The organism is Mucilaginibacter sp. 21P (genome assembly GCF_019331605.1).
GTDB classification, from domain to species: domain Bacteria; phylum Bacteroidota; class Bacteroidia; order Sphingobacteriales; family Sphingobacteriaceae; genus Mucilaginibacter; species Mucilaginibacter achroorhodeus.
Window position 1 is genome coordinate 2,095,966 of sequence record NZ_CP063061.1, and the last position, 16,328, is coordinate 2,112,293.

The 16,328-nt window shown below is 42.4% G+C and carries 22 protein-coding genes and 1 pseudogene; 12 read left to right on the forward strand and 11 right to left on the reverse strand.

What is annotated here, in order from left to right; translation table 11 throughout:
* Positions 1–93: 93 nt before the first annotated feature.
* Positions 94–906, forward strand: a complete 813-nt coding sequence (locus INP83_RS09560) for an alpha/beta fold hydrolase (protein WP_219127224.1) — start codon at positions 94–96, stop codon at positions 904–906.
* A 91-nt stretch (positions 907–997) separates the two neighbouring features.
* The gene (locus tag INP83_RS09565) at positions 998–1,570 is read left to right on the forward strand and encodes a YceI family protein (RefSeq protein WP_219127225.1); all 573 of its coding nucleotides are present in this window, start codon (positions 998–1,000) and stop codon (positions 1,568–1,570) included.
* A 54-nt stretch (positions 1,571–1,624) separates the two neighbouring features.
* Here the strand turns inward: INP83_RS09565 and INP83_RS09570 are convergent, their stop codons facing one another.
* From INP83_RS09570 to INP83_RS09580, 3 genes are all read right to left on the reverse strand, one after another.
* Positions 1,625–2,077: a DUF2147 domain-containing protein gene (locus tag INP83_RS09570; protein WP_255563289.1), complete on the reverse strand. Its 453-nt coding sequence runs from the start codon at positions 2,075–2,077 to the stop codon at positions 1,625–1,627.
* A gap of 90 nt (positions 2,078–2,167) precedes the next feature.
* On the reverse strand, positions 2,168–2,590 hold the full coding sequence (locus INP83_RS09575) for a DUF2147 domain-containing protein (RefSeq protein WP_255563290.1): 423 nt from the start codon (positions 2,588–2,590) through the stop codon (positions 2,168–2,170).
* Between the two features lie 92 nt (positions 2,591–2,682).
* On the reverse strand, positions 2,683–3,135 hold the full coding sequence (locus INP83_RS09580; RefSeq protein ID WP_219127227.1) for a DUF2147 domain-containing protein: 453 nt from the start codon (positions 3,133–3,135) through the stop codon (positions 2,683–2,685).
* 103 nt (positions 3,136–3,238) lie between these two features.
* Between INP83_RS09580 and INP83_RS09585 the strand changes: the two genes are divergently transcribed.
* The gene (locus INP83_RS09585) at positions 3,239–3,745 is read left to right on the forward strand and encodes a GNAT family N-acetyltransferase (protein ID WP_219127228.1); all 507 of its coding nucleotides are present in this window, start codon (positions 3,239–3,241) and stop codon (positions 3,743–3,745) included.
* 76 nt (positions 3,746–3,821) lie between these two features.
* Here the strand turns inward: INP83_RS09585 and INP83_RS09590 are convergent, their stop codons facing one another.
* Both INP83_RS09590 and INP83_RS21350 read right to left on the reverse strand, forming a co-directional pair.
* Positions 3,822–5,798 carry a TonB-dependent receptor gene (locus INP83_RS09590; protein ID WP_370630617.1) on the reverse strand — a complete coding sequence of 659 codons (1,977 nt, stop codon included), beginning with the start codon at positions 5,796–5,798 and terminating at the stop codon, positions 3,822–3,824.
* Positions 5,772–6,071: pseudogene (locus INP83_RS21350) on the reverse strand (carboxypeptidase-like regulatory domain-containing protein); the annotation flags it as partial. The pseudogene INP83_RS21350 and the gene INP83_RS09590, both read right to left, overlap by 27 nt.
* A gap of 228 nt (positions 6,072–6,299) precedes the next feature.
* Here INP83_RS21350 and INP83_RS09595 point away from each other — a divergent pair.
* Positions 6,300–7,499, forward strand: a complete 1,200-nt coding sequence (locus INP83_RS09595; RefSeq protein WP_219127230.1) for an ROK family protein — start codon at positions 6,300–6,302, stop codon at positions 7,497–7,499.
* A gap of 48 nt (positions 7,500–7,547) precedes the next feature.
* Here the strand turns inward: INP83_RS09595 and INP83_RS09600 are convergent, their stop codons facing one another.
* The 4 genes from INP83_RS09600 to INP83_RS09615 all read right to left on the reverse strand — a co-directional run bounded on the left by INP83_RS09600 (position 7,548) and on the right by INP83_RS09615 (position 9,969).
* The gene (locus tag INP83_RS09600) at positions 7,548–8,207 is read right to left on the reverse strand and encodes an MBL fold metallo-hydrolase (RefSeq protein ID WP_219127231.1); all 660 of its coding nucleotides are present in this window, start codon (positions 8,205–8,207) and stop codon (positions 7,548–7,550) included.
* A 53-nt stretch (positions 8,208–8,260) separates the two neighbouring features.
* The gene (locus INP83_RS09605; protein WP_219127232.1) at positions 8,261–8,905 is read right to left on the reverse strand and encodes an HAD family hydrolase; all 645 of its coding nucleotides are present in this window, start codon (positions 8,903–8,905) and stop codon (positions 8,261–8,263) included.
* 45 nt (positions 8,906–8,950) lie between these two features.
* Complete coding sequence (locus INP83_RS09610) at positions 8,951–9,103, reverse strand: hypothetical protein (RefSeq protein WP_219127233.1); 153 nt, start codon at positions 9,101–9,103, stop codon at positions 8,951–8,953.
* 413 nt (positions 9,104–9,516) lie between these two features.
* Entirely contained in the window at positions 9,517–9,969 is a 453-nt protein-coding gene (locus INP83_RS09615; RefSeq protein ID WP_219127234.1) for a VOC family protein, read from the reverse strand.
* Between the two features lie 115 nt (positions 9,970–10,084).
* Here INP83_RS09615 and INP83_RS09620 point away from each other — a divergent pair, with 115 nt between their 5' ends.
* The 7 genes from INP83_RS09620 to INP83_RS09650 all read left to right on the forward strand — a co-directional run bounded on the left by INP83_RS09620 (position 10,085) and on the right by INP83_RS09650 (position 14,143).
* Positions 10,085–10,735, forward strand: coding sequence for a Pr6Pr family membrane protein (locus INP83_RS09620; protein ID WP_219127235.1), 651 nt, complete (start codon positions 10,085–10,087; stop codon positions 10,733–10,735).
* 133 nt (positions 10,736–10,868) lie between these two features.
* Positions 10,869–11,033: a hypothetical protein gene (locus INP83_RS09625; RefSeq protein WP_186458658.1), complete on the forward strand. Its 165-nt coding sequence runs from the start codon at positions 10,869–10,871 to the stop codon at positions 11,031–11,033.
* 42 nt (positions 11,034–11,075) lie between these two features.
* A complete protein-coding gene (locus tag INP83_RS09630) occupies positions 11,076–11,360 on the forward strand; it encodes a hypothetical protein (protein WP_219127236.1) in 285 nt (94 codons plus the stop codon).
* A gap of 221 nt (positions 11,361–11,581) precedes the next feature.
* A complete protein-coding gene (locus tag INP83_RS09635) occupies positions 11,582–12,775 on the forward strand; it encodes a metallophosphoesterase (RefSeq protein WP_219127237.1) in 1,194 nt (397 codons plus the stop codon).
* A 6-nt stretch (positions 12,776–12,781) separates the two neighbouring features.
* A complete protein-coding gene (locus INP83_RS09640) occupies positions 12,782–13,117 on the forward strand; it encodes a cupin domain-containing protein (RefSeq protein ID WP_219127238.1) in 336 nt (111 codons plus the stop codon).
* A gap of 44 nt (positions 13,118–13,161) precedes the next feature.
* Positions 13,162–13,671, forward strand: coding sequence for a GNAT family N-acetyltransferase (locus INP83_RS09645; protein ID WP_219127239.1), 510 nt, complete (start codon positions 13,162–13,164; stop codon positions 13,669–13,671).
* Between the two features lie 112 nt (positions 13,672–13,783).
* A complete protein-coding gene (locus tag INP83_RS09650; RefSeq protein WP_219127240.1) occupies positions 13,784–14,143 on the forward strand; it encodes a DUF1493 family protein in 360 nt (119 codons plus the stop codon).
* A 137-nt stretch (positions 14,144–14,280) separates the two neighbouring features.
* Here the strand turns inward: INP83_RS09650 and INP83_RS09655 are convergent, their stop codons facing one another.
* A complete protein-coding gene (locus INP83_RS09655) occupies positions 14,281–14,838 on the reverse strand; it encodes a YdeI family protein (protein WP_219127241.1) in 558 nt (185 codons plus the stop codon).
* Positions 14,839–14,862: 24 nt separating this feature from the next.
* Positions 14,863–15,075: a hypothetical protein gene (locus tag INP83_RS09660; protein ID WP_146268525.1), complete on the reverse strand. Its 213-nt coding sequence runs from the start codon at positions 15,073–15,075 to the stop codon at positions 14,863–14,865.
* Between the two features lie 214 nt (positions 15,076–15,289).
* Here INP83_RS09660 and INP83_RS09665 point away from each other — a divergent pair, with 214 nt between their 5' ends.
* The gene (locus INP83_RS09665) at positions 15,290–16,306 is read left to right on the forward strand and encodes an ABC transporter ATP-binding protein (protein ID WP_219127242.1); all 1,017 of its coding nucleotides are present in this window, start codon (positions 15,290–15,292) and stop codon (positions 16,304–16,306) included.
* The last annotated feature ends 22 nt before the right edge of the window (positions 16,307–16,328 follow it).

Consider the following 16,328-nt stretch of genomic DNA (forward strand, 5'->3'; position numbering starts at 1 on the left):
CACAAGCGTTCACGGTGTTCATTGTTGTAAACGTAAACACTCATAAGGGCTTTTTGCAAATAAGGAATATCATTATCTTTCACAAAAAATGTCATGCGCCTTAAACGTTTGTTACTGATGGGCATTATCCCGCAATTATTAGCTGTATTGGGCTACGGCCAAAAAATACCTTATGGGAGCAATCCCGCCGCCGGTAAGTATTACCAGGTTAATGGCATCAAACTTTACGTAGAAGAATACGGCCAGGGCAAACCACTACTAATGACCCATGGCAATGGCGGCGACATGAGTGCCTTTAGCGAGAATGTAGCCTATTTTGCTAAGAAGTATAGGGTTATATTGGTTGATAGTCGTTCGCAAGGCAAATCCATTGATCCAAACCCAAAGATCAGCTTTGAGCAAATGGCTGATGATTTTACCGTCCTGCTCGATCAGATGCATATTCAAAAAGCCTATGTTTTAGGATGGAGTGATGGTGGTATAAATGCCATCATGATGGCTATACATCACCCCAGTAAAGTTATAGCATTCGCTGCAACCGGTGCCAACGTTACCCCTGATGCCAGCTCATTTGCCGACCCAAAGGGCTGGGCGAGCGGTAAAAAATATTACGAGGAAAACAAGAACCGGGTATGGAAAACCACAGCAGATAAAAATCGCTGGAAAATGTTCCTGCTTGATTGGGAGCAACCTAACCTAACCGCAGCAGATCTGCACAAAATAACCTGTCCGGCTTTTATCATTGCCGGCGACCATGACGCGATAAGTGATAGCCACACCCGCTACATCCAGAAAAACATCAAAGGCTCAAAGCTTTGGATAGTGAAAAACTCGGGCCATGGTACCTTGGTAGAACATGCTGCAGCGTTTAACAAGCGGGTTGATGAGTTTTTCTCTCAGCATTGAATTGTCATACACATTTAAAAAAAAGGATGTTTAAACATCTTTTATAAAAACCTTTTATACATTTGTCTCAATTAAACTCAGAAAAAACAAAATGAAAAAGATCTTCACCCTAATCACTGTTGCTTTTTTAGCAACGGCAGCATCTGCGCAAAGCACCTGGACGGTTGACAAGGCGCACTCACAAGTAAAATTCTCTATCACTCACTTAGCAGTGTCTGATGTTGATGGCAAATTCAAAGATTTTGATGCAACTATCGTTGCCGCAAAACCTGATTTCAGCGATGCGAAATATACTTTCTCTGCAAAAACTGCTACAGTTGATACAGACAACGAAAGGCGTGATGGCCACCTTAAAGGTGCTGAGTTTTTTGATGTTGAAAAATTCCCAACGTTAAACTTCGTTAGCACTTCAGTTAAGCCAAACGGTACTAACAAATACAAAGTTACCGGTAACTTAACCTTACATGGCGTAACCAAACCGGTAACTTTAGATGTAGTTTACCGCGGTACCATTACTAACCCAATGACCAAAGGCCCTGATGCAGGTTTCAAGATCACCGGTACTATCAAACGTTCTGATTTTGGCTTTGGCAGCAAATACGGCTCACCAATGCTTAGCGACGAAGTTGAACTTGTTGCTAATGGCGAGTTCATGAAACAATAAGTTTTTGATTGATTTATATAATGACGGCGCTTTTTTAAAAAAGGCGCCGTTTTTTTATACCCTTTTAAAGGTGAGCGTTTTGCCAATAAATTTGAAGTGCCAATAGCCTTTAACCTTCAACTCGCCTTTGCTGTTGATGTAAGCACATGAGTTCCAGAGGCGGCCATGTTTGGCATCATAAATAACACCGTTTTCCCACGTATTAGTGTTAGGAGCGTATTGAAGTTTTTCCAAAACCTCCATCCCAACGATCTTACGGTTACGTAGTGTTGGGTCTGGGTTCAGCCTGTCAAAGTGGTCATCAAGCTGCATACTTTCGTCACGGTCATCAAACCAAACTATTTTTGCATGATATTCAAGGTTATCTTTCGAGACTTGAATTATCAGATCTTTGTCCTCTGAAATCCATTTACCACAAATTACCTCATCGCTGTGCACATTGCCTGCGGTACAAGTTAACCCAGTAAGCAGTACTGTGATTAACGAAATTTGGAAGGTCTTCAACATAATTATCTGATGACATTGGTGTGACATAAATATATGAAACAAGAATGTTACAATCCAAACTTTAAAGAAAAAAATTTCTTGATCTATTGACTATACTCTCTTAAAAGTCAGAGTTTTACCGATAAATTTAACATGCCAGTAACCTTTAACTTTAAGAAAGCCATCCTTTGTCAAATAAGCTGAGGAGTTCCAATGGCGGCCGTGTTTGGCATCGTATATAATGCCGTCTTCCCAAGTGTTTGTTGTTGGGTTGTAAGTAAGCTTTTCTACCACGTTCATGCCCAAAATTTTGCGGCTGCGCAGAGCGGGATTAGGATTAAGGTCATCTGTCCAGTATTCCATCGGTTTGGTATCATCGTGGTCATCAAATGAGATGATCTTCGCCCTAAATTCAGAACCCTCCCGATAGACCTGCACTGTAAGCGCGTCGTCAACCAGTTGCCATTTCCCGCACACCATATCTTCTACTGCTTTGTTGTTTGGTGTACTATAATTTGTACTGCTGTACAACATTATGATGCAAAAAATCGATAAAAAGCGTTTTGTCATGGTATTGTCTTTAGTACGTACTATAAAGGCAATACCAATGCCAATTAAGGTTAAGCTTAAATTCTATGAAAGGTCATGGTTTTTCCGAGTAGTTTAACTTTCCAATACCCTTTAACTTTCAAAGTGTTATCGCCATCTAAAGTAGCCGCAGCGCTCCAGTATTTACCGCTTTGCACTTCGTAAATGCGGCCGCCTTCCCATGATTTTGTTTTAGAGTTGTAAGTAAGCCCTTCAACTACATCAAGACCTAAAACTTTGCGGTTGCGTAATGCCGGATCAGAGTTTTTTTTATCGGTTATGCTTTCCATAGGTTTGTCTTTAGTAACGCCGCCGGTAAAGCGTATCATTTTAGCCCTAAAGGTGTTTTTGTAAGGGTATACCTCAACAACCAGGTCTTTTCCGCTCGATTCCCATTTGCCACAGATGCGGTTGGCATCGCTCACCTCATCAACAAGGACAGATCTGAAAGAACATAACACAATAAGGATTAAAACGGAAAGTAAACGCATAGTAATTGCAATTATAGAGATTTAAGCAATAACAGTTTAGGCGGGGATTGTTTGAATGCACTAATAAATTTTACTTTACCGTTTATCCTTTAAATTAGCAACTATGATCCGCACCGAATGGACACCTGCTGCCTACAAAGAAAATGATTCCCCCATCATCCGTAAAGCTGCGTTTGCGGACAAACCCGTCTTGTTGCGATTTGAGCAGGGGGTAGTGGAAGCTGAGCGTACTTTTACGCCGGAGATGAAACCTGGCCCGCAACAATATTATGATCTGGATTGGCTGCTCACCTCATCGGATGCATACCTGGTTGTAGCAGAATCAAACGGAGAGGTTATCGCCAGCGGTTATGCCCGCATCAACGAATCGAAACCGTATCTACGTCACCCGCACGAAGCCTACCTGGGTTTTATGTATGTGCTGCCCGAGTACAGGGGTAAAGGAATCAATAGATTGATAATTGATGCGTTGAAAAATTGGGCCAAATCTCACAATGTATCTGAACTGCGACTGGAGGTATACAGCGAGAATGCCCCGGCAATAAAGGCGTACGAAAAGTTTGGCTTTAAGCCTTACCTGCTGCAAATGCGTATGGATGCAGGCAATTAGCATAATGCGAATATATGCCTCAGCCAGCTATCAAATCGAACGTTAAAGGTTGCAAGACAGATGGGTTTATTTCCAATCAGAAATTATAGCTTAAGTGGGCTACCGCAAAAAACTTAGTGCCGGCCGTAAAGGCTATGTTATTTATCGGCATCTGGCCTTTTAAGCGGGTTTCTGTCTCAAACTGGGTCTCTTTCCATTTTACATTGAACAGGTTGTTTATCGTAATCCCGATCTCATACCTGCGTTTAGTGTAATTGAGAACGAGATCGTTAACAAAGTAGCCTTCAGCCTTTAAGCTATAATCCTCATTGGCCGCCCTGTTGCCCAGCCACCGGTAACGCAAACTACCGTTAAAGCCATCTTTAAATATGTAGGTAACACCACCTGTGCTGCTCCACACCGGGGCCAACGGAATATAGTTTTGCCCGGCAGGGTCATCGATAGCACGGCCATGGGCGTAGTTAACATCTGCATCAAGATAAACAAATGATAGAGGTTGATAACGACCGGACAAATCAATACCCACACGCCGGGTTCTTCCGCTAAATTCAACTGAACCGCCGTCGCCGGCATAGACGAATTCTTTTTGCAGGTAACTATACCATATTGCGGCATTAAAAAGCAGATTTTTGGTTGGCTTTATAATGCTTCCTAAATCAGCTCCGTAAGCAGCAGGCAGGGTTTGCAGTCCCTTTTCGGCTACTACAACCCGTGTGTCATTTGAATGGAATCCTTTGCCTAAAAACAGGTAAAATTGCGCTTTATCAATAGCCTGATAATAGAAGTTTAGTTTAGGGCTGATTATGTTATTGGTGGCTTTATAAATACCCGCCCCATTAAGTGTACTATCACTTGGTAACTTGTTGTTGTAACGGTAAAAGAATTGATCGAACCGCAATCCGGCGTTTAAACTGAATTTTGATGTGAATTGAAATGTTTCGCTTAGATACGCGCCTGCGCTTGTTTCAGTAATGTCGCCCAGCTTTAGGGTATCAAGCAGCGTAAAGTTATTTACCGTATGAGAAAGTTCTGAACCTTTTGTAGCATCCAAACGTGCGTTAATTCCAAATTCTGAGGTAAGCTTGGTGCCACCAATATAGCTTTCGTGCAGATAACTCCCGTTATAGCCAAATAAGTTACGCGCCTCTCGTTGACGTATCTCATCACCATTAACGGTATCAACAAGATAAAAAGTAAAGTTGGTATGCAGATCAAATTTATAACGGGAGTAATAAAGTTGATTTTTTAGCAGATCATTGTTTCCCAGTGTGGTAAGTAATTGGGCGTTTACGTTGGTGCGCGAGGTTACGCCGCCTTCATTTGGATCTATCGCACCGTAAAAACCGATGATGCCCTCATCTACCGCGCTCTCCGGTATTTGGCCGGATGCCTTCCATTTACTGTACATGGTTGAAGCGCTAAGCGTAAGGATACTATTCGCATTTAAGCGGCCATGATATTTGGTAAAAAAATTAAAGCGGTTAAAATGCTGTGGATTGTCAAAATAACTGTTGCTGTAACGATATTCTGAAGCGGCGTACCAGGATTGTCCTTTCGATTTAGCATTATCGTTTAATAAATTAACCATGCCTAATAATCGATATGTATCAAATTGCCCGGCTTCTGCTTTAATGGTATTGCCGCTAATTGCATTTGCTGTATTGAAATTTACCCAACCTGTTACAGCAAGATCACCTTTATCGGCATCATACATGCCTTTTTTATAGGTAGTGCTTTCTATTGTTTCGGGGATAATGAAGTGGCTATCTGCATACCCTTGCCCGTGTGCCTGTGACACCATATTAATAGGCATACCATCAACACTCATGTTGATGTCTGTGCCGTGGTCGTTATCAAAACCCCGCAAAAATATTTGTTCGGCTTTTCCTCCTCCCTGGTGCTGCCCGATAAATAAGCCGGGTACTATCCTTAATACTTCCTGAGAGTTAGACACGCCGCGTAGTTTAATATCCATCTCACTGATTGCCTTGTAAGGGTTAAAAGTATGTGTAGTGATCGTGACGTCCTGCAATTGAGTTTGCTGAGGCGCCATCAGTATAGTAACATTATTCCTCAACGCTGATAGATCGAGTACCTGTGTCCGATATCCAACTGCACTAACAACCAGTTTTTTACCGGTAACGATCTTAAAGAAAAACCTGCCTGCATCATCTGTAACATCGGCCTGGCCGTTGTCAAGCTTAACCACTACATTGCTGATCGGGATACGTGTTGCACTGTCAATGACAAGGCCGGATATTTTTCCCTGCGCCAATAGGTGCGTAATAGATAATGAGAAGATCAAAAGCAGTAAAACTTTCCTCATGAAGATCCAGTAAAGCGACGAAGATAAAGAAATGTCCCTTTAATGTGGAAATGCCAAAACTTGTTGTCAAATTAGACATCTTCCATCACTATAAAGCCACCTACCAAGGGTGACTTTTGGTTTTTTGCATAATTTAAAAAGTTTTATCACTTATTGCTGTGTTCTGAAAAAATGCTAATTTTAAACAGCGGTTTCCGGTGAAACTATTTAAAGTATCCAAATTACTCCATGGAAATTAAGAGCACAGGTGTTAAAAGTAGCTGGTTAAAAAATATGATCATTAAGCGATTGTATTTTGATAAAGCGATGTCCTGCGCCGGTTTAAGCCAGCTTTTTGATAAAAGTATCCCATCAATAGCCAAGGCTATAAACGAGCTGATAAAAGAAGGCTTTGTGGTTGAACAGGGTTATGCGCCATCAAGCGGTGGCCGCCGCCCGTTGATGTACGCCATTAACGCGAATGCTATGTTCATATTAGCCGTAGCTATGGACCAGCTATCCGCCCGGATACAAATGCTTGATCTCAACAACAGCCCAATTGCCGATATGGCAACGGTGGAGTTAAAACTTCATAATAACGATGAAGCTCTTTCGCAGCTGATAAACCAGCTTAATAAATACATAGCGGAAACCGGTGTAGCTAAAGATAAAATTGCGGGGATAGGCATAGGTATGCCGGGCTTTATCAACGCAATAGAGGGTATAAACTATACCTATCTTGATGCAGGCGGCGAAAGCCTGAGCAAATACATAGAACGCGCTACGGGTATTACCACATACATAGACAACGATTCCAGTTTGATTGCACTGGCCGAACAAAAATTTGGTATTGCCCGCTCACAGCAGGAAGTGATGGTGATAAACCTGGGCTGGGGTATTGGTTTGGGTATGATCATCGATGGTAAGATATTCAGGGGATACAATGGCTTTGCGGGCGAGTTAAGTCACATCCCGTTGTCAGACGATGGTGAGCTTTGCGTGTGCGGCAAGCGGGGGTGCCTGGAAGCGGAAGCATCAATGTTGGTTGTGGCCAAAAAGGCTGAGGAGGGGATAAAAAAAGGACGCGTTACCAGTTTACAGATGCAGGATGGACAATCGAAACTGATAGGGGATGCATTAATGGAAGCTGCCAATCAGGGCGACCAGTTTGCCATTGAGTTACTTACCGAAGCCGGTTACAAAATTGGCAAGGCGTTGGCTATCCTCATTCATATTATGAACCCTGCTAACATTGTGCTGAGCGGTAGGGGAGCAAAGGTTGGTAAGATATTGATGGCACCAATACAACAGGCCTTGCACAAATATTGTATCCCGCGACTATCATCAGGTACGGAATTACTGATATCCTCATTGGGCTTCGACGCCGAGTTGATAGGCGCGGCGGTATTGGTAATGGAGAATTTTGATAAAGAGGATAAGGTTATTTAGTGATTGGAGATTAGTTAACCAGAGATTAGTAAAAGTGCTTAGAATATGTCAAACGCTTATGCAATCGCCTATCTCAATCACCGGGTGAAACTCAATACCTGATTTTTCAAAATGTTTCCTGTAGTTTTCGTAGCGCTGTTTCAAAAAGAATTCTTTAGCGTAGCCATCATGTACAGGCAGTATCCTTTTAGGCCTCACGCGGTCTGCAAAGCCTGCTATACGTAGTTCGTTGGCAAAGGGGGCCATTGTAACCATGATAAGTACGTCAATATCTCTGAATTCGGTAAGTTTAGTCTCCATAGAATCAACCGGGTGCAAAACTTTATCGTTGATGATAAAGCCGGTCATTTGAGGGATCGGGTTATCCAGCAATGGTTCGTGCTGCACGGGGAAGGCTTGTAATTTAAACGGCCCCAGGTCAAATGTGCCTTCTTTGATGATGTTGAAGGGTATATCTTCTTCCGCCAATGCTTCGCCCACTTCATCATTGGTGTAAACGGGGGCTTGGCTGCTCGCAACTATCTTTTTAAGGTTATCTACGTCAAGATGATCGGGGTGAATATGGGTGATGATGATCGCGTTAACATCAGCAAAGCTATCCGGTTTAATTAGTCCTTCTGCAAAAGTAAATTTACCGGGATCGAATAAGATCTTATACCCCTTATCTTCAAATACCAGGCATGAATGCAAAAACTTTGAAATATTCATTTTTAGCAACAGTAGTTTAAATTTTAAACCCTACTTATTGCCTAAAAGTTTGATTATAATATTTCTTTTAGTTCCTCAAATTTGTTGATAGTTGCAACCATACCTGTTTCAACGGCCCCAAAACCATAGGCCGCAAAAATGAAGGGAACGCCGGCTTTTGCAGCAGCGTCATAATCGCCCATAGTATCACCTATATAAACAGGTGCTTGCAGGTTATGATCATTCACAATGTCTTTTATGTTATCTGCCTTAGGGTTTCCTTTGGTGCCAAAACATTGATGGGCAAGAAAATGCGGGTGCATGTTATGCAGATCTAAAAACAATTCGATATAGCCGCTCTGGCAGTTACTTACAATATAAAGCTTGTAGAATTGGCCTAAGTAAGTTAACGTATCCGCAAGGTTTGGATAAAGCTCGCCGCCTTGTTTGTGCAGGATATCCAACTCGGCAACTGAGCAAAGTTGTTGTACCTGGCTGCGTTGTTCAACGCTAAGCGATGGAAATAATTTCTGGAAAATGGCGTCATAGGTCATCCCGGTGATAGATTTTACCCGCTCACGGCTCATCACCTCGCCTGCCATAAAAGGAGCCTGGTCCAAAGCTGTTTGCCATGCACGACTAATGGTTTCTGTACTGTCCCAAAGTGTGCCATCCAGATCAAATATAATGCTGTCGAATTTTCCTTTTAAGTTTTCCATATCGGGTTTGTGCCGCAAAAATAGAATTATTTTGAGTGCACCCGATTAATAAATAGGAAACTGACCAAATATGTACAATAACGACATGACAGGTACAGCCAACAGCAAGAACATTCTTGCCTGCTCTACTTTGTTTGAATCGCCCTTTACAAATACGTTGTTTATATCGGTAAGTATAGTGTTAATTGCTTTTTTCATGGTAACAGGTTGTTATTTCTGTTTATGTGACCATGAGTAGCGCCTATGGTTTAAAGGCGGTGGCAGCTAATTGGAGAATTAGCTGTTAATCACCGTATAAAGATGAGTTGTGAAAATTCCAATCATCTATATCGATGATACCCGGCTTAGTCTGGTAATGAGAATTATCGGCAGGGCATTTCACAACATACCTTATGGTATCAACCCATGCAATTATGGGTCTTGCGCCACATTGCTTGCAGTTTTTGCAACAAAAAGTTACAGGTATGTTGATAAAGCCCTTCATCTGGCATAATTTCATCCACGAGACGCACAAATTCGTTATATCATAACACGTCTGTTAAAATATAATAATAAGGCTTCCCAGCGAAATTGTTGCCTGATGAAACTGTTAGAATTATAAGCAGTTATGGCTATTTAGCGTCGTTTATCTCGATCCAGTAACCGTCCGGATCCTGGATGTAAAGCTGAGACACGCCATCAACACGATGTTCTATCTGGCCCGGCACTTGTTTCCAGTTGCAATAGGAAATGTTTTTTGCTTTCAGCATCTCAGCAAATTTGGGTACCGATGATACGCTGAAACAAATATGATCTGCTATAACCTTAGTAGTTGCGCAATTGCTTTGTATTACGTGCATGGCAATATTGGGTGCAATGCTATACCAGGTATGCACGGTATCCTTAAATGGATTCGGGATAATTTTGAGATTTAAAACGGTGGTATAAAACTCGTTGCTCTTCTTCAGATCTTTTGAGCAAAGGGCTATGTGGTTGAATGTTGCCTGCGCCTTAACAGCAGGGCAAACAAACATGAACATACAAACGGCTATACCGGCCAGTAATTTGGGTAGAGAAATACGCATGGTTATTGGTTTGTGTAAAGATACGTTTGTGAATCTATAGCGCACAAGCTATCAGGAAAATTATATGTTAAAATTGTCGTTACAATCATTTTGACGCAATTGTGGTTAATGCTTTATGTTTAGTCAGATAAGTTCAGGTGCCCGCGCATTTTGCGCTATTATATCGTTGTTGTGCGTTGCAGCTATTGTACTTCAGTTAAGCATGTCCTTACCCGGCTATGCAGACAGAGGGCGTACATTGGGTGGCTTCCTGTTAGAGTACTTTAGTTATTTTACCATACAAAGCAATTTATTGGTTGCATTGTGCACCGGCTTTGTTGCGTTGTCAGGCTTTAATGGTAAATGGTTTACCCGTCCGGGAGTGCTGAGTGCCGTTGCGGTTTATATCACAATTGTATCGCTTGTGTACAATGTTGTTTTGCGATCTACCTTTCATCCTGTTGGATGGGCGCGTGTGGCTGATGAACTACTGCATGTGGTAAACCCGATTTTGTATCTCATCTTTTGGGCTGCTATATCTCCTAAAACAGGTATCACTTATAAAGGCACGTTCAGCTGGCTTATTTATCCGCTTTTTTACATCATCTATATTCTTGTCCGTGGTGCTTTAACAACCAAATATCCGTACTTCTTTTTGGACGCCGGTAAATTTGGGTACCCGCAGGTTGCGCTCAATATTGCCGTTTTGGTTGTTGTTTTTTGGTTGTTTTGTATGCTGTACGCCTTTATAGCACAGCGAATTACAGGGCGAAAAAGACAATCCTGATCATGGGCATATCTTCATTTTGATTGTAACAAGTTAGTTATACAAGCCCTGCGACATTAAACTTGGAAAGCTTTGCGCAGTTTAATATTTAAACAATGCGCTATTAAAAAGCAAAGTGAAGGAGATATTAAAAATGAAAAAAAGCATCATAAAAATAATGGCCGTACTGGTGTTAGGTACTGCATTATTCTCAAGTTGTACAGTAGACAATTACAATAACCGTCGTTACGGCAGGTATCATTATGACAGGTATCACGACCGTTATTACCGCGACCACGGCTACTATCGTAACTATTAATTCTAACAAGTACATTCTATCAACCCTAAATACGAAACAATTATGAAATACTTAAAGATGATCGCCGTTGCGGCAATAGCACTATTTAGTTTTAGTACTGCGGATGCACAGGTGTCAATTTCGGCACAAATAGGTACGCCGGCGCCTGTGGTTTATGAGCAGCCGGTTTATGTTAACCGCCCTGTATATCACCGCCCGCCACGCCGTGTGGTAGTTGTAGAGCGCCATTACCATAGCCGTTATTACCGCCCGGTTTTTGCACCGAGGCGATCGTATTACCATCATCATTACCGCGCCCGTGGCCCGGTACATGTAAGGCGATATTAATAATAAGAGCTCCCGCTGCGAAATGCAACGGGAGCTTTTGTTTTAAGCCGGTTATCAAACATTGCCTCTTTCTTAAGGTTATTGTTAACGCAAAACGTAACAGGTGTTTTTACAAATCAATTACCTATCCTTTTATATCTTGCAATCTTAAGCTATCTAATTTTATGCACAGAGGCGGTTTATTCAATTTTTTCCTTATCACATCGGCTATAGCGTTCTTAATGGATTGGTACGTTTTTAATGGCCTGCGTACCTTAACTGCCGACTGGCAATCGCGCTTTGCCAGGCAAGCGTTACCATGGGGCTTTTTGCTTATATCGGTAACCGTCACCGTTGTGTTTCTGGTTGGCATCAACAGCTTTAATTCTGCAAAGGGAATGACGCCGTTTCACGAGTGGATGTTAAGCCTTTTCCTAACATTCTTTGTTACCAAACTGGTGTTTTGTATAGTACTGTCACTTGGCGATCTCGGTCGGTTCGTTGCCGGATTAGTTGGGCAGCATAAGCCCGGCGAGCCCTATTTTCCGCAACGGCGAAAGTTTATCAGTGAAATAGCCATATTGCTGGCAGCATTACCATTCACATCCTTTTTTTATGCCATGTTCCGCGGCAAATATGATTACAAGGTGCATAAGCATACGATATATTATGATGAATTGCCCGATGCTTTTGATGGCTTTACCATTACCCAACTCTCCGATATCCATTCGGGGAGTTTTGATAATGTGGAGGCAATGCAAAAGGGCATAGACCTGGCTAATGCCCAAAAATCTGACCTGTTTGTATTTACCGGCGACCTGGTGAACAACGCAGCATGGGAAATTGAGCAATACATTGACAATTTTAGCCAGTTAAGAGCACCGTTCGGCCAATTCTCTATATTAGGTAATCATGATTATGGTGATTACATTCAATGGGATAGTGAACAAGCCAAACGAGATAACCTGGAGAAGTTAAAACGCCATCATAAGGAGTTAGGATTTCGTCTTTTATTAGACGAGAATGTTGAGTTAGAAAAAAACGGCCAGAAGATATCGCTCATCGGCGTACAAAACTGGGGGCGCGGCTTTATTCAAATAGGTAATCTTGATAAAGCGTTGCAAGGCGTGGATGACAAGGCCTTTAAAGTACTCCTCTCTCATGATCCAACACATTGGGAAGAGAAAGTGCGCTATCATAAAACGGATGTTCACCTAACACTGTCGGGGCATACGCACGGCGCGCAATTTGGGGTAGAAACCGCAGGTTTCCGCTGGAGCCCGGTGCAATATCGTTACCTGGATTGGGCAGGTCTCATCAAACAAAACAACAGGCATTTGTACGTGAACCGCGGTTTTGGCTTCCTGGCCTTCTCGGGCAGGTTGGGTATATGGCCTGAGATAACAGTGATCACCCTTAAAAAGAAAAGAGCTTAACCGGCTATGGATAACGACATTTTCAGGCATTTTGCAGACATTACTACGAGAGAAATAGCTCCCGGCTTTTTCTCTAAACTGATACATACCGATAGCAATACCATCAACTTTATAGAGGTTGCGTCGGGCTGTGTGTTGGGTACACATAACCACGTACACGAGCAACTATCTTTCGTTATTGAAGGAAAATTTCAGCTAACGGTGAACGGTTCCGCGCAAATACTTGACCCGGGTATGTTTGCTGTTATCCCATCAAATGCACAGCACAGCGGCTTGGCCATTACAGATTGTAAGCTAATAGATGTTTTTACCCCTGTACGCGAGGATTATAAAAACCTGTAAGCGCAGCACTTTAACATTTGTGAGCTATTCGATACATTTGCTGTATGGCTATAACTCCTGCAAAATCTTCTGATATTCCTGAACTGGTTGATCTGATAAACTCTGCTTATCGTGGCGAAGGCGCCAAACGAGGCTGGACAACTGAGGCAGACCTGATTGATGGAACCCGCACAGACATTGGCAGCTTTACCGAGGAGCTAAATGACCCGGCCGTTACCATGTTAAAAAACACCGATGAGGATAATAAAATAACCGGTTGCGTATTTCTACAAAAGCGTGGCGAAAAGCTTTATCTCGGTATGCTTACCGTATCACCAACTTTGCAGGCTAAGGGTTTAGGTAAACAATTGCTGCAAGCCGCAGAAGATTTTGGCCGGGAACATGGCTTAAAGTGTATGACTATGACCGTTATAACCAAACGCGAGGAATTGATTGCCTTTTATGAAAGGCGTGGCTACGCCAAAACAGGCGAAGTGATCTCCTTTACCATACCCGAACATAACGGCATAGCTAAAGAACCTTTAGAGATGTACAAGCTGGAAAAGCCTTTATAGACTACTTCTATTTTAATAAGGCGTTTGCAGGCAATTACGATGATTTATTATCTTTAAATGCAACGCCGGGAAAATATCGGTGTCCTTTATATCAGAACTATTAAGGCATTGTATGGACCATCTATCCCCTCAATTAAAGGATTTTATTGTTGACTATTGTCGTCGGTATAAGGTTGTGCCGGTTGATACTTCAATGATAAAAGCCGATACCAGCCTGGATCTCGATCTCGACATTTACGACATCGAGATAGATCTTTTTCTTTCGGAGTTTGCAGAACATTTCAAGGTAGATAAGTCAAAGTTCAGCTGGTATAAATACGGGTACCCAAAAGGTTCAACAAGGGTGCGTATGATAAAAGCCATGTTTGGCTACAAGCATAAATGGGTTAAAAAGGTAACCGGCTATTGTTACAAGCCAAAGTTTAAAGTAGCGGTTTTGCAGCAGGCTATAGATAATGGAAAGCTTGTTTAACATAAAGATAAACTGTCGTGCCACCTGCGGCCAAAAGGTGGTATCACACACAAAATACGGGCTCTGACAGGTTTAGTTTTTTTACGGTGTGGGTCCCGGCTTGGTAGCTAACAAACCGGGATGACAGTATTTTTTTCTTACGGCATCCGCTCGCCTTTTTCGCTGTACATTATAAGCTTTTCTAATCTACTCATTTGTGTTTTTTCTTGCTTAGCGCTCATCACCCTGTGCAGAGCAACCTTTCGGTACCATGGTGCCTGGGCGTCAAAAAATTTCCACGCGGCCTTATTGGCTTTAAAGAGCTTTTCGTAGGCAGGTAGTAATTTTTTCTCCTCGTTTTCAAATGCGTACACGGCAGAACGGTCTTCCCTGCGGTTTTCAAAAGCTGCTACTCCTGCCGGTTTCATTAATCCCCTCTCTGTAAGTTCCTTGATCTTTTTAATGTTCACAGCGCTCCATATACTGCCGGGCTTACGCGGCGTAAACCGTATGGAATAGCTTTCATCATCTATGGATCTTCGCACGCCATCTATCCAGCCGAAACACAAGGCTTCATCAACAGATTGCGGCCAGGTTATGCTGGGCAAGCCGGAGCCTGTTTTGTAGAAACCTACCAACAGTTCTTTCTCAGTATGTGCGTGCTGCTCAAGCCATTCCCTGAATTTGGTAGGGGTTTCGAAAAATACAGGTTGCATACCGCTAATATACAGTAATGGGGGCTATGCTTTTTTAGACGTTGCTACTATAACAATTCCACCAACCAGTAAAATACCGCCTAAGTAGGGTGGCCAGTTCACCGTTTTCTCTCTATCCGCCGATACCTGTATCGGCCCGGCGTCAATGATCTTTTCCTTTTTTGTATAGGTAAAGCCGGTCCATATCAGCATAACTGCGCCAACCACTATCAAAATAATTCCTAAAGTCCTGTTCATGATCGTTTGGTTTTAAAGGTTCAATTTGTGAATGATTTTTTAAGGGAATTTGTTTTATTCAACTATAAATAACCAATGATTAATGTCGATTTTCAGTTGCTATCGATTTCGAGTCTTTAGGTGTAATCCAGCCTCATTAAATCTATTTTTTTTGGCAGACACCGATTTATACATTAGGTTTGATACGATAATCCCTCGTCGCAAGTCGTATATAATGAAAGATGAATTGATACTGGAGACCATTACGGTGACCAAAAATTTTTTTGGCGATAAATCTTCAGGCGTAAATAATGTTACTGTTTTTATACCCAAAGGCAAGATCACAGGTATAGTAGGTGAGAGTGGCAGCGGTAAAACATCGCTCCTTAAATTGCTATCCGGCCACATGAAGTCGGATTCGGGCGATGTATTTTTTCATGGTCAGCCATTGCCTGTAAGGACTACTAATCTACAGCCCGAGCACGCCAAAATAACCATGGTAAGCCAGGACAATGCCGATATGGATACAGCCGCAACGGTGTGGGATAATCTGGGCAGGTCACTACCCGCAGAAGATGTTAATTACAAGATACAAAAGATAACACAAGCATTAAACCTGTTAGGTATTGACGATCTGCGTGACCAACCATTCGGCAAGCTGAGCGGCGGGGAAAAGCAACGGGTAACCATTGCAAGAGCGCTGATAAACCGCCCGGAAGTATTAATGCTTGATGAGCCCTTTAATCAGGTTGACGCCAATTACCGCGAAGGCTTGCAGCACGATATACGCCAGATTGTAAAGGAGTGGGGAGTGACGGTGGTACTGGTATCACATGACCCTGCAGAGCTGCTTTCCATGGCGGATGAACTCATTGTTATAAAAGAGGGTGAGATTGTTGAGCATGGTCCGCCAGAAAAGCTCTATGAAACGCCTAAACTTTTATACACAGCCAGGATATTGGCAAGCTGTAGCGAGATGACGGCTAACCAGGCTAAAACCTGTGGCATAAAATCAAAAAGGGGTACGGTAGTGATATATGCCGAACATGTACAGATAGCATCTTCCATATCAATGGGTTCAAAGTGGCTGGTTAAGCAAGTGCTCTACCGTGGCTTTTACGAGGAACTTATTGTAGAACGAAATGAAGTAATTCTCCGCGTTTATAACTATAACCTGCGTAAGCATCCGGTAGGTAGTAAGATAGGAATCAAGATCACTAAGTTTTATGAGTTTGGTAGATGGTTGGGGTAAAGTGACCAACAACATCCTTATT